We start from the raw sequence: 17,183 nt of genomic DNA on the forward strand, positions 1-17,183 counted from the left end.
ATCCTATGATTGCAGGCATTGACCCCGACAGCATTGTTTATTTGAACGGCGACTTTGTGCGCTTGGGTGAAGCGAAGATCTCGGTACTGGATCGTGGCTTTATCTTTGGCGACGGCATTTACGATGTCGTGCCTGCTTATCACGGGAAACCTTTTCGTATTGATGGGCACCTGGGGCGCTTGGAGCGCAGTCTGGCAAAAGTGGGCATCACCAACCCTTTCACTCGCCGTGAATGGGAAAAGCTGGTGCTGGATATGCTGGCCCGTTCGGGCCGGGGTGCCGACTGCATGGTCTACATTCAGGTAACCCGCGGTGTTGCCAAGCGCGACCACGCCTTCCCCAGCAATGTGCCGCCCAGCATCTTCATCATGGTCTCGCCCTTCAAGCGAGTGCAGCAAGAGCGCGAAACAGGTTTGAAGGCGGTGGCCATTGAAGATGAGCGTTGGCTGCGTTGCGATATAAAATCCGTTTCCTTGCTGGGCAATGTTTTGGCCAAGCAACAGGCTCTTGAAGCCGGTGTGGACGAGGTCATTCAGTTCAGAGACGGTTTTCTGACCGAAGGGGCCTCCTGCAATATCTGGATTGTGCGCGACGGTACTTTGCTGGCACCCATGCGCAACAATTTGATCCTGGAAGGGATTCGCTACAGTTTGATGGAGGAGCTGGCCGCCCAGGCGGGTATAGCTTTTCAGGCGCGTCAGATCTCTCGTGAAGAGGTCGACACTGCCGATGAAATTATGATGACGTCAGCTACCAAAGAGGTGCTGCCCATCGTTGTATTTAACGGTCAGCCCGTCGGCGACGGACGACCCGGCCCTGTCTTTGCCAAATTACGTGAAGGCTATGACAAGGCCATCAAGGCTGCGGAGCAAGCATGACAATTTCCCCCGAAGAATCGTTGATCGAATACCCCAGCGACTTTCCTATCAAAGTCATGGGCCAGACTCACGAAACCCTGCAAGACGAATTGCTGGCTATCGTGCTGGAACACGATCCAGGTTTTGACGCTGCCACCATTGAGGTGCGTCCCAGCAAGGCAGGCAACTACACGGGCCTGACTTTCACGGTGCGCGCTGTCTCGCGTGAGCAGTTGGATAACCTTTACCGTGCCCTGCATGCGCATCATCTGGTGCGTGTGGTGATGTAAAGCAGGGATCAGGCGTTCATGTCCGACTCAGTTCGTATCAAGTGGTTTGAGCGGCCTAGCGCCTATGAACCCATCTGGCAGGCAATGCGCGACTTTACCGAGCAGCGCGGGCCAGAGACTGCTGATGAAATCTGGCTTGTCGAGCACACGCCTGTCTACACTCAAGGGCAAGCCGGCAAGCCGGAACATCTACTGAATCCCGGTGGCATCCCCGTGGTGCAAACCGACCGGGGCGGGCAGATTACCTATCACGGCCCTGGGCAGTTAATGGTGTACTGCCTGTTTGATCTGCGCCGGGTAGGCTTATACGTCAAAGAATACGTACGCCTTTTGGAAGAGGCTGTTATTGCCTGTCTGACGCATTTTGGTGTCGAAGGGGCTTGCTGCAAGCCAGGGGCACCGGGTGTCTATGTACCGCAAGGGGTGGCAAGGCAGGAGTTGGCCAAGATTTCCGCATTGGGGATCAAGATTCGCAATGGCCGCTCTTACCATGGACTGGCCTTGAATATAGGCATGGATCTAAGCCCATTTAGCGGCATCAATCCCTGTGGCTATGAAGGGCTGCAAACAACGGATATGCGTTCGCAAGGCGTCGTGGTCCCCATGGACGAGGTTGCACAGTATTTGTCTAATTATCTATCGCAAGCGATGGCTCTGCGCCTACAGGCAGCGGCAGCTTAAATAGCGCAGCGATAAAGCGCCGCATGTGGCGGCGCTCATCTTTATATTGTTATTTATTCGTCAAGTGCCGCCTCAGGTTCCTCTCCAGTGCGGCGCGCGTTTCTCGATAAAAGCATCAATACCTTCGCAGGCATCATTGCTCATCATATTGTCAGCCATGACCTGACCGGCGTAGTCGTAGGCTTGTTCAATAGCCAGGCTGCGCTGGCGGTAGAACATGGCCTTGCCTGCGCGGACGGCGACCGGACTCTTGGCCATGATGCTGTCGGCCAGTTTCTGTACGGTTTGATCCAGCTGGTCTTCGGCTACCGCGTAATTGATCAGCCCCAGCTCTTGAGCTCGTTGGGCGCTGATGAATTCGCCAGTCATCAACATTTCCATGGCGGCCTTGGGTGGCACGCAGCGTGACAGGGCAACAGCAGGGGTGGAGCAGAAAAGGCCAACATTAATGCCTGATACTGCAAAGCGAGTGGACTCGGTGGCCACAGCCATATCGCAGGTAGCAACCAGCTGACAGCCCGCTGCGGTGGCCAGCCCTTGCACACGAGCAATCACCGGCACGGGCAAGGCCAGCACACCTTGCATGACGCGGCTGCAGCGGCTGAACAGATCACGGTAATAGTCGTGTTCGGGTTTGGAGCGCATCTGTTTCAGATCGTGCCCGGCACAAAAGGCCTTGCCTTCCGCCTGAATGATGACGCACTGCAAGCTGGGGTCCTGGGCCAGCTTGTCCAGAATGTGTTGTAAAGAGTCCAACACTTCTTCAGACAGCGCGTTGTACTTGGCGGGCCGGTTCAAGGTGATGCGGGCCAGTCCCTGATGCTGTTCCAGCAGGACGGGATCGGCGAGGTGCTCTTGTGACATGCAAGTCTCCGTACTTATAGTATGTGCAGGTTTTATTTTCGGGTGTTGCTGCATCGTTAAGTCGACCTCTATATTAGAGGGGTCTGGTACAAACTATCGCCCTTGTTCTAGGCGCTTGTAAAGCGAAGGGGCTACAATTGACCACTGCGCCCATCGTTTAGTGATGTTGCCCGCACGCTGTTTTTCTATTTAGACGCCTATGACCACCCCTACAGATACGTCCGTCGATTCCAAACCTACTGTGCGTCCTCGCGTTGTCGAATACGACGCAACGCAAAAGCAGAAGGCCGAGGCCAAGACCTCGCGCATTCCCATTAAGGTCGTGCAGGCAGAGCGTTTGAAAAAGCCTGATTGGATTCGGGTGAAGGCGGCTGCACCGAATTCCCGTTTCTACGAGATCAAGGAAACTCTGCGCGAGCACAAGCTGTTCTCGGTGTGCGAAGAAGCTTCCTGTCCCAATATCGGGGAGTGTTTTGGCAAGGGCACGGCCACCTTCATGATCATGGGCGACAAGTGCACACGTCGTTGCCCATTCTGTGATGTGGGCCATGGCCGTCCTGACCCGCTGGACGAGAATGAACCTGCCAACCTGGCCAAGGCCATTGGCGCCATGAAGTTGTCCTACGTGGTTATTACCTCCGTAGACCGTGACGATTTGCGTGATGGTGGCGCTGCCCACTTTGTGGAATGTATCCGTCAGGTGCGCGAGCATTCGCCAACTACGACCATTGAAGTGCTGGTGCCGGACTTCCGTGCTCGTCTGGATCGTGCGTTGGGCATCCTGAATGCCTGCCCTCCAGATGTGATGAACCACAACCTGGAAACGGTACCTCGCTTGTACAAGCAGGCGCGTCCTGGTTCGGATTACCACCACTCCTTGAAACTGCTGCAAGAGTTCAAGAAGTTGCATCCAAACATTCCAACCAAATCCGGTTTGATGGTTGGCTTGGGTGAGACCAACGAAGAGATTCTGGAAGTGATGCGCGATATGCGAGCTCACGATATTGATATGCTGACCATTGGCCAGTATTTGCAGCCATCCGGCCACCACTTGCCCGTGATGCGCTACGTGACGCCTGATGAATTCTTGATGTTTGAGCGCGAGGCCTATGCAATGGGCTTTACCCATGCGGCGGTTGGTGCCATGGTGCGTTCGTCCTATCACGCAGACCAGCAGGCGCACGCAGCAGGTGTGCAACCTTAAAGATAAGAGAACAGGTCTTTGTAAGACTTGGCTTTTATTTGAAGAACCCGGCCTTGGCGCCGGGTTTTTTTTATGACTTCCGGGTTTTCCGGTGTTGTTGATCCGCGTCTGCCTGTTTTTTTACAGGTTTCAGGGCAGCCAGCAAGCCGGAGAGTCGTTCGCGGTTCTTGGGGCATGTATCCCTGGCTGCCTGTATCACTGCTTGCTGGTGTCCTTTTATTCGGACGGTGGGCTTTCTACTGCATCACTCTGGGCCAGGGCCTTGGCAGACAAGCTCTCTATATAAGGCTCCAGCACTTCGTCGTAATCTTCGACGCCCAGATACCAGGCCGTCAGACCTTTGTTGTCTTGTTTAAGATCAGTCCAGCAGAATAAAGAGCGATCAAAAGAGTCCTTGATGGTCTCGTTCACAAACTTGAACAATTCATCCAGCAAGGGCAGGCTGCTTAAGGGGACGGCAAACGGCGTTTCTCCCTGAAATTGCCAGCCATATTGTTCGAGCAGTTCGTTCGACCAAAGAGCATGTTGTTCTTGAGAGTTTAATTCTGGATTGGCAGGGCTTAAAGGCATGGTTCTGGATCAGGTAAGGGGAACGGATGGTCAAGCGCCAGTGGCAAACCATTGTATGGGAGTGACGCCTTGCTCTTTGAGCCAGTCATTGGCTTGCTGGAAATGACCACAGCCAATAAAAGGAACAGGGGGGCGGCGAGCAGCCAAGGGGGAAGGGTGATTGGCCTTCAAAATTAGGTAAGGATGCTGGGAGTGCTGCTGAATCAGTGCTTCTTTGGCTTGGGCGTGAGCACCCCACAACATATAAACAATAGGGCGTGTAGTCTGCTGGGCCAGGTTCATCAGCAGGGAGTCAGTAATCTGCTCCCAACCTTTCTTGGCGTGAGAGGCAGGCAAACCATCTTCTACAGTCAGCGATGTATTCAATAGCAAGACACCTTGTCGACCCCAGTTGCTCAGATCATGACTGCTTGGCAAGGTGGTGTCGGGATATTCCAGCTCCAGCTCTTTAAAGATATTGCGCAGACTGGGTGGGGCCGGGCAAGTGTCAGGCACGGAAAATGACAATCCCTGCGCCTGATTGGGACCGTGATAAGGGTCCTGGCCCAGAATCACGACGCTGACTTTCTGCAATGGCAGCAGTTCCAGTGCGCGGAAAGGGGCGGCCGGGTAAATAGAGGCGCCATCCTGGCACTCCTTGTCCAACCACTTGGCCAGCGTTGCCAATATGTCTTGCAGCTCCGGGCGATCCAATGTTGCACGCCAGTCGCTGGGAAGGCGGGCAATTTGATTCAGGATGTTCTCGGTCAGGAGATTGCCGGAGAGTAGTTCCTCGCCAATCAGGCTGAGCTGTGCCGCAGGGGCTTGAGAAGATGAGCGGGCCATAGTCTGCATACAGAGTTATTTGTCTGCCTATTGTAATAGGGCAGAGGTGACCTACCTATCTGCTTGGATGGGGTGCCTCTATATAGAGAGGGGTTTGTGGGTCAAGAGTAGGGCGCTTGGTATGTCTCTATATGTAGAGGGATGGCCGGCGCTCTATATATAGAGTGTTGTAGACCAGGTTCTAGATTAGCGGCCCATGGTGATAGCCGGGGCTTTGTGTAGCCTTCCCCAGGGTTGCAACTGCATTCTTATCTTTTCTGTCTGTCTGTCTGTCTGTCTGTCTGTCTGTCTGTCTGTCTGTCTGTCTGCGAAAATACGTTTCGGGCGGGAGTTCAGCGCGAAACAAGAGAATCGATGCTGAGCTGGAGAGGAAAAGCCCGGAATCGACCTGTTCTGCGATGGGGCATCCTGGCGTTTCACCTGCCAGTTCTGGTGTCTCTCCAGCTATGAACGAGATACAGTCATTTCAGTATCATTTGGTTTCATTTAAGATTTGTTATATATAACAATGATCTAAGTGGAAAACTACTGTAAACCGCCTTTTTTACATGAAATATTCAGGTAAAAAACTTGCCAAGTCGAAAATCGTCGTGCTATAGTTCTTTTCTCGCTGCAGCACACACAGGGTTTTCCCTGAAGCGCTACAGAGAGCAGTTAGACAAGTTTCACCGCCTTGGCCAAGAGGCCCGCACCGAAGCTTGAATGACTGGTCAGAAAACTGACAGGGTGTAAAACCCGGAGCTTGACAAATCAGAAAATTCTGTGTTAAAGTTCTAGGTTCTGCTCCAGAGAACGCAACGTTAAGTTTTTAAGCGGTTTTGCAGGTTGAAACGGTTTTGAAAATTTACCCTTGTTTGTGAAGTTGGGTGGTTAGCCTCACGGTTGATTGTTCAGCAGGTAGAAAGGAACGAAAGTTCTGGTTTAAGCGAGACGAGTTGGACGGTTTTAAAACTTTCTAACTTCTTCAAAAAAACGCTTGACACACTGCCTGATCTGCTTCATAATCTCGTTTCTCTGCTGCTAACACAGCAAGGCACGAAGCGCTAGGCGCGACGAGCCAGCCGGGTTAGTCAGTAGAACGACAGGCAACTGTCACTGCTCTTTAACAATTAACAGCCGATAAGTGTGGGCGCTTGGAATGAGCGAGTCGAACCCTTCGGGGATCGCCACAAGTTTGTATCAAGTGCTCACAAACGAAAGATGAAGAATTACCTTGTGTAACTCTGAATTTTTCTTTGAGACACAATCGGTCTCGTCGCAAGACGGGACAACCACAGAGATTAAACTGAAGAGTTTGATCCTGGCTCAGATTGAACGCTAGCGGGATGCTTTACACATGCAAGTCGAACGGCAGCGCGAGAGAGCTTGCTCTCTTGGCGGCGAGTGGCGGACGGGTGAGTAATATATCGGAACGTGCCCAGTAGCGGGGGATAACTACTCGAAAGAGTGGCTAATACCGCATACGCCCTACGGGGGAAAGGGGGGGATCGCAAGACCTCTCACTATTGGAGCGGCCGATATCGGATTAGCTAGTTGGTGGGGTAAAGGCTCACCAAGGCAACGATCCGTAGCTGGTTTGAGAGGACGACCAGCCACACTGGGACTGAGACACGGCCCAGACTCCTACGGGAGGCAGCAGTGGGGAATTTTGGACAATGGGGGAAACCCTGATCCAGCCATCCCGCGTGTATGATGAAGGCCTTCGGGTTGTAAAGTACTTTTGGCAGAGAAGAAAAGGTATCCCCTAATACGGGATACTGCTGACGGTATCTGCAGAATAAGCACCGGCTAACTACGTGCCAGCAGCCGCGGTAATACGTAGGGTGCAAGCGTTAATCGGAATTACTGGGCGTAAAGCGTGTGTAGGCGGTTCGGAAAGAAAGATGTGAAATCCCAGGGCTCAACCTTGGAACTGCATTTTTAACTGCCGAGCTAGAGTATGTCAGAGGGGGGTAGAATTCCACGTGTAGCAGTGAAATGCGTAGATATGTGGAGGAATACCGATGGCGAAGGCAGCCCCCTGGGATAATACTGACGCTCAGACACGAAAGCGTGGGGAGCAAACAGGATTAGATACCCTGGTAGTCCACGCCCTAAACGATGTCAACTAGCTGTTGGGGCCGTTAGGCCTTAGTAGCGCAGCTAACGCGTGAAGTTGACCGCCTGGGGAGTACGGTCGCAAGATTAAAACTCAAAGGAATTGACGGGGACCCGCACAAGCGGTGGATGATGTGGATTAATTCGATGCAACGCGAAAAACCTTACCTACCCTTGACATGTCTGGAAAGCCGAAGAGATTTGGCCGTGCTCGCAAGAGAACCGGAACACAGGTGCTGCATGGCTGTCGTCAGCTCGTGTCGTGAGATGTTGGGTTAAGTCCCGCAACGAGCGCAACCCTTGTCATTAGTTGCTACGCAAGAGCACTCTAATGAGACTGCCGGTGACAAACCGGAGGAAGGTGGGGATGACGTCAAGTCCTCATGGCCCTTATGGGTAGGGCTTCACACGTCATACAATGGTCGGGACAGAGGGTCGCCAACCCGCGAGGGGGAGCCAATCTCAGAAACCCGATCGTAGTCCGGATCGCAGTCTGCAACTCGACTGCGTGAAGTCGGAATCGCTAGTAATCGCGGATCAGAATGTCGCGGTGAATACGTTCCCGGGTCTTGTACACACCGCCCGTCACACCATGGGAGTGGGTTTCACCAGAAGTAGGTAGCCTAACCGTAAGGAGGGCGCTTACCACGGTGGGATTCATGACTGGGGTGAAGTCGTAACAAGGTAGCCGTATCGGAAGGTGCGGCTGGATCACCTCCTTTTAGAGCGAATGGCTCGCAAAGCGAAAGCGTCCACACTTATTGGCTGTTAGTTAATGTCATGACCATTGAAGGTATCGCCCACTGGTGATAGATGGGTCAGTAGCTCAGTCGGTTAGAGCACCGTCTTGATAAGGCGGGGGTCGTTGGTTCGATTCCAACTTGACCCACCAACGATTACCTCGGGGGATTAGCTCAGCTGGGAGAGCACCTGCTTTGCAAGCAGGGGGTCGTCGGTTCGATCCCGTCATCCTCCACCACCGCTTTTGTGGTTGGTTGTCGATACAGCAAGGTTCATGACAGAGTATAGGGCACAGGCCAACAGCGGTTGACCTGGCGCTAGATTCAACGAAGAGTGTTCTTTTTAAAGAATACTGCTCGTTGGGTTATGCAACCCACGAATTGCTCTTTAACAATTAGGAAGAAGCACAACGAAGGTGTGTTGTCTAATAAACGCAAAGCGAATTTCGCCTTGTGATGACAATACACGGGTTGTGATTGCAACAGAACAAATTATGTTCAACGAAAGTTCTCAAAAATATAGACGTTGTTCAGTCTTCGGATTGGATAACAGCTAAGGATTGATGAACGGCAACAACGTATACTCATATTCCTATAACAGCATCAAGCGTTATAGGATCAAGCGAATAAGTGCATATGATGGATGCCTTGGCGATCACAGGCGATGAAGGACGCGGTAGCCTGCGAAAAGCTACGGGGAGCTGGCAAACAAGCTTTGATCCGTAGATGTCCGAATGGGGAAACCCACCGTAGTAATACGGTATCCCATGCTGAATACATAGGCATGTGGAGGCGAACCGAGTGAACTGAACCATCTCAGTAACTCGAGGAAAAGAAATCAACCGAGATTCCGGAAGTAGTGGCGAGCGAAACCGGACCAGCCTGGATGTTTTAGCGTAGTGAATAGTCGAATGGAATGGAAAGTCCAGCCGTAGCAGGTGATAGCCCTGTAGGCGAAATTCAGTACGTGGAACTAAGCATCGAACAAGTAGGGCGGGACACGTGAAATCCTGTCTGAATATGGGGGGACCATCCTCCAAGGCTAAATACTCGTGATCGACCGATAGTGAACCAGTACCGTGAGGGAAAGGCGAAAAGAACCCCGGAAGGGGAGTGAAATAGATCCTGAAATCGTATGCATACAAACAGTAGGAGCACCTTCGTGGTGTGACTGCGTACCTTTTGTATAATGGGTCAGCGACTTACATTCAGTGGCAAGCTTAACCGAATAGGGGAGGCGTAGCGAAAGCGAGTCCGAATAGGGCGATTCAGTCGCTGGGTGTAGACCCGAAACCAGGCGATCTATCCATGGCCAGGTTGAAGGCACGGTAACACGTGCTGGAGGACCGAACCCACTAATGTTGAAAAATTAGGGGATGAGCTGTGGATCGGAGTGAAAGGCTAAACAAGCCTGGAGATAGCTGGTTCTCTCCGAAAACTATTTAGGTAGTGCCTCGTATATTACTGCCGGGGGTAGAGCACTGTTATGGCTAGGGGGTCACAGCGACTTACCAACCCATGGCAAACTCCGAATACCGGCAAGTACAGTACGGGAGACAGAGCACCGGGTGCTAACGTCCGGACTCAAGAGGGAAACAACCCAGACCGCCAGCTAAGGTCCCTAACTATGGCTAAGTGGGAAACGAAGTGGGAAGGCATAGACAGTCAGGAGGTTGGCTTAGAAGCAGCCATCCTTTAAAGAAAGCGTAATAGCTCACTGATCGAGTCGTCCTGCGCGGAAGATGTAACGGGGCTAAGCCATAGACCGAAGCTGCGGATGTGTACTTTAGTACACATGGTAGGAGAGCGTTCCGTAAGCCTGTGAAGGTGTTCCGTGAGGAATGCTGGAGGTATCGGAAGTGAGAATGCTGACATGAGTAGCGATAAAGGGGGTGAAAAGCCCCCTCGCCGTAAGTCCAAGGTTTCCTGCGCAACGTTCATCGGCGCAGGGTGAGTCGGCCCCTAAGGCGAGGCAGAGATGCGTAGCTGATGGGAAGCGGGTTAATATTCCCGCACCGTCGTAGAGTGCGATGGGGGGACGGATTGCAGAATGTTATCGGGGTGTTGGATGTCCCCGTTGGCGCATCATAGAAGGCACTTAGGCAAATCCGGGTGCGTAATTCAAGGGTGTGACTGGATAGAGCTTCGGCTCTAAACTAACTGGAAGCAGTTCCAAGAAAAGCCTCTAAGCTTCAGCTCTACGAGACCGTACCGCAAACCGACACAGGTGGACGGGATGAATATTCCAAGGCGCTTGAGAGAACTCAGGAGAAGGAACTCGGCAAATTAATACCGTAACTTCGGGAGAAGGTATGCCTCATTAGTGTGATGTGCCTGCGCACAAAGCATGAAGAGGCCGCAGTGAATCGGTGGCTGCGACTGTTTACTAAAAACACAGCACTCTGCAAACACGAAAGTGGACGTATAGGGTGTGACGCCTGCCCGGTGCCGGAAGGTTAAGTGATGGGGTGCAAGCTCTTGATCGAAGCCCCGGTAAACGGCGGCCGTAACTATAACGGTCCTAAGGTAGCGAAATTCCTTGTCGGGTAAGTTCCGACCTGCACGAATGGCGTAACGATGGCCACACTGTCTCCTCCTGAGACTCAGCGAAGTTGACATGGTTGTGATGATGCAATCTCCCCGCGGCTAGACGGAAAGACCCCATGAACCTTTACTGTAGCTTTGCATTGGATTGTGAACCGGCCTGTGTAGGATAGGTGGGAGACGTTGAAGCGTGGTCGCCAGATCGCGTGGAGTCATCCTTGAAATACCACCCTGGTCTGTTTGCGGTTCTAACCTAGGTCCCTAATCGGGATCGGGGACCGTGCATGGTGGGCAGTTTGACTGGGGCGGTCTCCTCCTAAAGTGTAACGGAGGAGTTCGAAGGTACGCTAGAGACGGTCGGAAATCGTCTTGATAGTGCAATGGCATAAGCGTGCTTGACTGTGAGACTGACAAGTCGAACAGGTACGAAAGTAGGACATAGTGATCCGGTGGTTCTGTATGGAAGGGCCATCGCTCAACGGATAAAAGGTACTCTGGGGATAACAGGCTGATACCGCCCAAGAGTTCATATCGACGGCGGTGTTTGGCACCTCGATGTCGGCTCATCTCATCCTGGGGCTGTAGCCGGTCCCAAGGGTATGGCTGTTCGCCATTTAAAGAGGTACGTGAGCTGGGTTTAAAACGTCGTGAGACAGTTTGGTCCCTATCTGCCGTGGGCGTTGGATACTTGACGGAGCCTGCTCCTAGTACGAGAGGACCGGAGTGGACGTACCACTGGTGTATCGGTTGTCATGCCAATGGCATTGCCGAGTAGCTACGTACGGAAGAGATAACCGCTGAAGGCATCTAAGCGGGAAACTCGTCTGAAGATTAGGTATCCCGGGGGCTTGACCCCCCTGTAGGGTCGTCCGAGACCAGGACGTTGATAGGCTGGGTGTGGAAGTGCAGTAATGCATGTAGCTAACCAGTACTAATTGCCCGTGTGGCTTGATCCTATAACCCTTGAGGTTGTAGTGAGTTAAGTTGTTGACCACAGAACGTAATATTGAAGTGCAGCGCAACCCGCGCTTGACACCTTCGTAACCGCTGCTAGTTGATCCGTACTGATCGCTAGCGGTGTGCTTCTTCCAATTGGCTGGGGCGTCCCTTAAAAAGACGACTCGGCAACCAGTTACGCTTGACGACCATAGCAAGGTGGTCCCACACCTTCCCATCCCGAACAGGACTGTGAAACGCCTTTGCGCCGATGATAGTGGACGGACGTCTGTGAAAGTAGGTCATCGTCAAGCTCTTATTCCTCAAAACCCCCGCAAGCATCCCTTGCGGGGGTTTTGTTTTAGGCGTCGACAAAAGCGCAGGCTACCGGCCTGTCTCGGATTGCTCGAAGGCCTGACCCTGGACCGCCCGGTTCAGGCGCACCGCCACCCCTCCTGGCCCGTTCCGGGCTGCGTGTATTCCGTGTTCTTACCGACGCCGATTGGCCTAAGCCTAGTAGGTCGGTCATGGCATCCTGTCCCTGCACCCTAGGGTTTGACGTTCAATCCATCGCTGCTTACCTGCAGGGGGCTCGGTCGTTCTACTCTGCGCGCTTGTAGCATTAGTTGCTGAGCTTTCTGCATCAATCAGCTTTGATGACCAAGATTGACGCCTGCAACTGCCGACATCTGTCTCCTTAGCTTAGGGCTGTAGCGTACTTAGTCACTGCCTGTATTCGTCCTCCCTGATCCTTCTGAAATTCCTACTCAGTTTTCTCTTTAACGTCGACGTAGCTGGCTCTGCTAAGGCCTATTGCATCCATTCAGAATTCAAGTCGATTTGGAAATGAGGCTGTCCCCAATCAGTTTCCCCTCTCAATATTCCCTACCTCTAACATGGTCAAACTTGACCGCTTCTTGCTTGGATCTGTTCCTAAGTCATGCTGAACTAGCAGTTCTGACTATCTTTTTACGTCCTCTTTAAAACCTCGATTTATCTGTTTGACGTGTATCAATCAGGCACCGAGCTAATCTGAACAAGAGGGAACGGAGTATGTCAGTCTAGCTATGGTTCTATTTGGCTTACGGGAAAGATATGGCGGCTCAAGACATGGCCTCGCAGGCAAGCAATGAAGAATTGTCAGACACCAGGCTACTGCAGGGTGAAGGGCCGGGACGCTGGAAGCGGATACAGGCCCAGCTGGCTCATCTGCCTATATTCAAGGAGCTGCCACCGGAACAGCTGGAGCCCATCGCTAAAGGCACTCAGGAAATACATGCTTTGCGTGGGACGACTTTATTTCACAGTGGTGACCCTTGTTTGGGCTTTCACATGTTGGTCTATGGTCGGGTGAAGCTGGTATTTGTCTCGTCCACGGGCTCAGAGCGCGTCGTTCGCCTGGTGGGGCCAGGAGAGGGGTTTGGTGAGGCGCTGATGTTCATGGGCCGTAATTACATTGTGACGGCCCAGACTTTGGTGGATTCTCTGCTCTTGCATATCAACAGAGACACCTTGATGGAGCAGCTGGAGAAGGGCAGTGATGTTGCTCGCCTGATGCTGGCTGGTTTAAGTGAGCGGCTTTATCGCTTGATGGGCGAGTTGGAGGCCTATACGCTGCAAAATGGTGTGCAACGTCTGGTGAATTACCTTTTGCAGGAGTGGCCGGGCGAAGAGGGTGTCCCCTTCAGGATCGATGTCGGTAAGTCCGTCATTGCTTCCCGCCTGAATCTGACCCCGGAGCACTTATCACGTACCTTGCGTGATTTGATGGACCGGGATCTGATTCGGGTTCAGCGACGTAATTTTACGATTCTGGACAGCGCGGCTTTGCGGCAATATGGTGCTCTGCCTGATATGCGTGGATAGCGCGCAGGCTATGGCGATAACGCTGCCAGGCTGCCCATAGATTCCATGACAGGATCGCAAAGGACAGCAGCAAGGCAGGTGCTGCCAACCACGCGAAAGATTCGACGCCCAAGCTTGCCCCTGTCCAGAGTATCAGGCCCAGGCTATGCAAAGCCCAATGCGCGCGGGCGGTGGACGCGGGGATGTAGTTGGCAGTCTTGGGAATAAGGCGCAAGAGGGCACGCGTGTGCTCGGTATTGTCCGTATCCATGCTGACATGCTCCTGGGCCTCCCGCCAAAGTAGAAAGGGCACGATGGTATAGAGCATCCCACAGACGACGGAACCCAAGGCTCCCATAATGAGCAAGACACCAATCGCCAGCTCTGCGTTGGAGGCGGCGGGATTGTGGGTCCAGAAGTTCAACAGAACAGCAATCAACAGGCTGCTTAAGGAGCTATACCAGAATAAAGTGCTGGCTCCTGCTGTCGGACGCTTGCGTTTCCAGAGGCGCGCCCACGTAATCACCGCCCATAAGCCGTAGCTTAAAAAGATCAGGTAGGTGACCAGATCACGCACAGGTAACCAGGAGCCAGGTAAGGAGGCCAGGGCCCACTGTGCAATCAACAAGGCTCCTACGACCCAAGGTAGCCAACGTACTAGAGGCGCTGGGTAGAGTTCGGTGATTTGAAAAATAGGCAGCAGTTGGAACGACATGGCAATCAGCAGCAAGCCTGCCCAAGCTGCCAAGCCCATCGTCATGTGAAAATTCAGCAAATTGGCGACGGCTTGTTCGCTTGCCAGGGCGACCAGCATGGCAAGCCCCGTTGATACAGTCAGCAACAGTCCCAGCAAAGCCAGTCGGATAGGAGCAACGATTTCTTTGGCGCCGCGAAAGACGTCGCGCCGAGAGCGCCACAAGGTCAGCATGGCAGTCAGTAGATAAGCCCCCAAAGCAAAGGCAAGACAAGCGCCTGCCAGCGTGTAAGCCCAGCTTTGCCAGCTAAGAAAGCCCGTCATCAGAAATAGTGTGCCAGCGCTGAGCAAGCCCCAAAAAGCTAGCGCCTGACCGCGTGATACCTGAATACGCACATTGCAGGCCACGGCCAGGATATGTGCCAAAGAGGCAAACATGGCACTGCCCACGATCCCCAAGGTCCAGGCATGGGTTATGGCCAAGGTAGCGGGGTGCCAGCGGGAGTTGAATAATTCCGGTCCGCTATAGAGCGCCAGCATGGCAGCCAGCATTCCAAAAAAAGGGACATTCGCAAACAAGGGCAAGGTCAGTGACAAAGAGGGTGACTGATCCAGCGATAAAGCGCGTTGCATAGACTTAGTTCCTGCGGATGATGAGCTTGAAGCCGTTTTCTTGGTGGGTGCCGTGATATTTAAAGCCGCTGCGTCGCAGGATTTCATACAAGGGGAAGGGCTCTCGATCCAGCCACATGAGCAAGGCCTGGGTAGGAGCCAGTTCAGCCAGTGCTTCCAGGCAATGCTCCAAAGGCTCGGGTGCGGGCAGGCCGCGAGTATCCAGCGTGATCTCAGTTTGTGTCATCAAGACTCCAGCACGAAAGGCTTGGAAGGCATTGTGGACCATTCTGCCCGCCTATGGCGCAGGCAAAGTGGGACTTGTTTGCCACGGGTCAGGAGGTGGGAAGAATTTGATATGCGTTAAGGCCCCTTAATTTCAGAGCAGGCATAGTGGTGGTCTTGTCGAGCCAGGATCCACCCTGGCCAGATTGCTGATCGGGGAGTGTCATGAATACAGCGTCCACGGCTTTAGCCGCGTCCGATAACCCGCAGATGGAACTGGTTTGCCCAGCGGGCAGCTTGCCTGCTTTGAAAGCAGCCATTGATAACGGAGCCGATAGTGTCTATCTGGGGTTCCGGGATGCCACCAATGCCCGGAACTTTGCCGGGCTTAATTTTGATGCACAGGCGATTGCACAAGGGATTGATTACGCACACCAGCGCGGCCGCAAAGTTTTGCTGGCTCTCAATACCTACCCGCAACCCAATGCCTGGCAACAGTGGCGCGATGCGGTGGACCGAGCTGCCCAGGCTCAGGTCGATGCGGTCATCATGGCAGACCCTGGTTTGATGGCCTATGCCAGCCAGGCACATCCCAATCTGCGTTTGCACTTGTCGGTGCAGGGTTCAGCCACCAATCCGGAAGCCATCAAGTATTACCACCAGAACTTCGGTATTCAGCGCGTGGTTTTGCCGCGTGTCCTGTCCATGACCCAAGTGGAGCAGGTCTGTGAGCAGGTCCCTGTTCAGGTTGAGGTTTTTGGCTTTGGCAGCTTGTGCGTGATGGTGGAGGGCCGCTGTGCCTTGTCCTCCTATGCCACTGGTGAGTCCCCCAATACACATGGAGTCTGTTCCCCCGCCGGGCATGTGCGCTGGGAGCAGACTGATCAGGGCCTGGAGTCGCGTCTGAATGGTGTGTTGATCGACCGCTATCAGGATGGTGAAAACGCGGCTTACCCCACTTTGTGCAAAGGGCGTTTTGATGTGGCGGGCGAGAACTATTACGCACTGGAAGAGCCCACCAGCCTGAACACCTTGTCCTTGTTGCCACAACTGTTGGCGGCGGGTGTCAGCGCAATCAAGATTGAAGGCCGACAGCGCAGCCCGGCTTATGTGGCTCAAGTTACCCAGGTTTGGCGTCAAGCCATTGATTCGGCCAAATCCACGCCAGCCCGTTATTCAGTCCATCCGGCCTGGATGGGGGCTTTGAACAAACTGGCCGAAGGGCAGCAACATACGCTGGGTGCCTATTCTCGGCCCTGGAAGTAGAGCATGGGAGGCTCAATCATGAAATTATCTTTAGGCCCCTTGCAGTATTACTGGTCCCGCGTTGCCACGATGCAGTTTTATGAGTCGGCCTGCGACTGGCCGATCGATGTGGTGTATCTGGGCGAGACCGTATGTTCGCGTCGTCACGAGCTACGACTGGATGATTGGCTGGATATTGCCCAGATGCTGGCCCAGGCTGGCAAGGTGCCGGTTTTGTCTAGTCAGGTCTTGCTGGAGTCCGGGCGGGACGTGAATACGCTACGCAAGGTCACCGAACAGGCTGATTATCTGGTCGAAGCCAATGATATGGGAGCAGTACGTTTGATGCAGGGTCGGGACTTTGTCGCCGGCCCTTTTTTAAATGTTTATAACGGGCCAGTGCTGGATTTGATTGCTTCTCAAGGCGCGGTGCGTTGGGTGATGCCTCTGGAAATGGGCCGTGCAGGATTGGCGCAGTTGCAACAAGACAGACCTGCCGGTTTGGAAACCGAGGTCTTTGCCTTCGGGCGTTTGCCCCTGGCTTTCTCGGCCCGTTGCTTTGCGGCGCGTAACCGCAATCTGCCCAAGGACAATTGCCAGTACGTATGCATGGACTATCCCGATGGCTTGCTGCTGGAAACTCGTGAAGGGCAGGGTTTTCTGACGATTAACGGTATCCAGACTCAATCCGCCTGGGTGTACACCTTACTGGAGCAGGTACAGGATTTGCGCGATTTGGGTGTGAATATGCTGCGTTTGAGTCCGCAATCTCAGCATATGGATGCGGTCGTGCATTTGTTTAATGACGTGATTCAGGGGCGTATTCAGGCAAGGGATGCCCACGAGGATATGCTGCCTTTACTGCCCGCTAAGGCCTGCAACGGTTTCTGGCATGGTCGCCCCGGTTTGGAATGGGTGTCGCCGGTGTCAGAGCGTTTTTAAGGGAGGGATGGA

The 17,183-nt window shown here is 53.4% G+C and carries 12 protein-coding genes, 2 tRNA genes and 3 rRNA genes; 12 read left to right on the top strand and 5 right to left on the bottom strand.

Features of this window, described 5'->3' with window-relative positions; all coding sequences use genetic code 11:
- Positions 1-5: 5 nt before the first annotated feature.
- Genes NIZ92_RS01250 through lipB form a run of 3 tightly spaced genes read left to right on the top strand, consistent with a single transcriptional unit; the run spans position 6 to position 1,828 of the window.
- On the top strand, positions 6-878 hold the full coding sequence (locus NIZ92_RS01250) for a D-amino acid aminotransferase (protein WP_060186523.1): 873 nt from the start codon (positions 6-8) through the stop codon (positions 876-878).
- Entirely contained in the window at positions 875-1,147 is a 273-nt protein-coding gene (locus NIZ92_RS01255; protein ID WP_009460108.1) for a DUF493 family protein, read from the top strand. The genes NIZ92_RS01250 and NIZ92_RS01255 overlap by 4 nt, the downstream gene beginning before the upstream one ends.
- An 18-nt stretch (positions 1,148-1,165) precedes the next feature.
- Positions 1,166-1,828 (top strand): lipoyl(octanoyl) transferase LipB, encoded by a 663-nt coding sequence (gene lipB / locus NIZ92_RS01260; protein WP_137431032.1) that lies wholly within the window; start codon positions 1,166-1,168, stop codon positions 1,826-1,828.
- Positions 1,829-1,900: 72 nt separating this feature from the next.
- Here the strand turns inward: lipB and NIZ92_RS01265 are convergent, their stop codons facing one another.
- Positions 1,901-2,692, bottom strand: coding sequence for an enoyl-CoA hydratase (locus NIZ92_RS01265; protein WP_254002565.1), 792 nt, complete (start codon positions 2,690-2,692; stop codon positions 1,901-1,903).
- Between the two features lie 199 nt (positions 2,693-2,891).
- Here NIZ92_RS01265 and lipA point away from each other — a divergent pair, with 199 nt between their 5' ends.
- Positions 2,892-3,896 (top strand): lipoyl synthase, encoded by a 1,005-nt coding sequence (lipA, locus tag NIZ92_RS01270; RefSeq protein ID WP_021447088.1) that lies wholly within the window; start codon positions 2,892-2,894, stop codon positions 3,894-3,896.
- Positions 3,897-4,112: 216 nt separating this feature from the next.
- On the opposite strand, the gene NIZ92_RS01275 is transcribed toward lipA, so the two are convergent.
- Together NIZ92_RS01275 and NIZ92_RS01280 are read right to left on the bottom strand one after the other, a co-directional pair.
- Entirely contained in the window at positions 4,113-4,466 is a 354-nt protein-coding gene (locus NIZ92_RS01275) for a hypothetical protein (RefSeq protein WP_254002566.1), read from the bottom strand.
- A gap of 30 nt (positions 4,467-4,496) precedes the next feature.
- Positions 4,497-5,291: a uracil-DNA glycosylase gene (locus tag NIZ92_RS01280; RefSeq protein WP_240688249.1), complete on the bottom strand. Its 795-nt coding sequence runs from the start codon at positions 5,289-5,291 to the stop codon at positions 4,497-4,499.
- A gap of 1,282 nt (positions 5,292-6,573) precedes the next feature.
- On the opposite strand from NIZ92_RS01280, the gene NIZ92_RS01285 reads away from it, so the two are divergent.
- From NIZ92_RS01285 to NIZ92_RS01310, 6 genes are all read left to right on the top strand, one after another.
- Positions 6,574-8,110: ribosomal RNA gene (locus NIZ92_RS01285) — 16S ribosomal RNA — on the top strand.
- 93 nt (positions 8,111-8,203) lie between these two features.
- A tRNA-Ile gene (locus NIZ92_RS01290) sits at positions 8,204-8,280 on the top strand.
- Between the two features lie 11 nt (positions 8,281-8,291).
- Positions 8,292-8,367 (top strand) — tRNA-Ala (locus NIZ92_RS01295).
- Positions 8,368-8,744: 377 nt separating this feature from the next.
- Positions 8,745-11,628 (top strand): 23S ribosomal RNA (locus tag NIZ92_RS01300).
- 181 nt (positions 11,629-11,809) lie between these two features.
- Positions 11,810-11,922 (top strand): 5S ribosomal RNA (gene rrf, locus NIZ92_RS01305).
- Together the 16S, 23S and 5S rRNA genes with 2 tRNA genes alongside form the textbook arrangement of a ribosomal RNA operon.
- A 781-nt stretch (positions 11,923-12,703) precedes the next feature.
- Positions 12,704-13,474: a Crp/Fnr family transcriptional regulator gene (locus NIZ92_RS01310; RefSeq protein WP_060186097.1), complete on the top strand. Its 771-nt coding sequence runs from the start codon at positions 12,704-12,706 to the stop codon at positions 13,472-13,474.
- Here NIZ92_RS01310 and NIZ92_RS01315 read toward each other — a convergent pair.
- Both NIZ92_RS01315 and NIZ92_RS01320 read right to left on the bottom strand, forming a co-directional pair.
- Positions 13,413-14,780 carry a hypothetical protein gene (locus tag NIZ92_RS01315; RefSeq protein WP_254002567.1) on the bottom strand — a complete coding sequence of 456 codons (1,368 nt, stop codon included), beginning with the start codon at positions 14,778-14,780 and terminating at the stop codon, positions 13,413-13,415. The genes NIZ92_RS01310 and NIZ92_RS01315 overlap by 62 nt on opposite strands.
- A gap of 4 nt (positions 14,781-14,784) precedes the next feature.
- Positions 14,785-15,006: a DUF2249 domain-containing protein gene (locus NIZ92_RS01320; protein WP_035268878.1), complete on the bottom strand. Its 222-nt coding sequence runs from the start codon at positions 15,004-15,006 to the stop codon at positions 14,785-14,787.
- A gap of 248 nt (positions 15,007-15,254) precedes the next feature.
- Between NIZ92_RS01320 and NIZ92_RS01325 the strand changes: the two genes are divergently transcribed.
- The gene (locus NIZ92_RS01325; RefSeq protein WP_009458516.1) at positions 15,255-16,250 is read left to right on the top strand and encodes a peptidase U32 family protein; all 996 of its coding nucleotides are present in this window, start codon (positions 15,255-15,257) and stop codon (positions 16,248-16,250) included.
- A gap of 18 nt (positions 16,251-16,268) precedes the next feature.
- Positions 16,269-17,171, top strand: a complete 903-nt coding sequence (locus NIZ92_RS01330; protein ID WP_031232782.1) for a U32 family peptidase — start codon at positions 16,269-16,271, stop codon at positions 17,169-17,171.
- Positions 17,172-17,183 lie beyond the last annotated feature (12 nt).

Source organism: Alcaligenes sp. 1735tsa3, assembly GCF_024134565.1.
Classification (GTDB): Bacteria; Pseudomonadota; Gammaproteobacteria; order Burkholderiales; family Burkholderiaceae_B; genus Alcaligenes; species Alcaligenes phenolicus.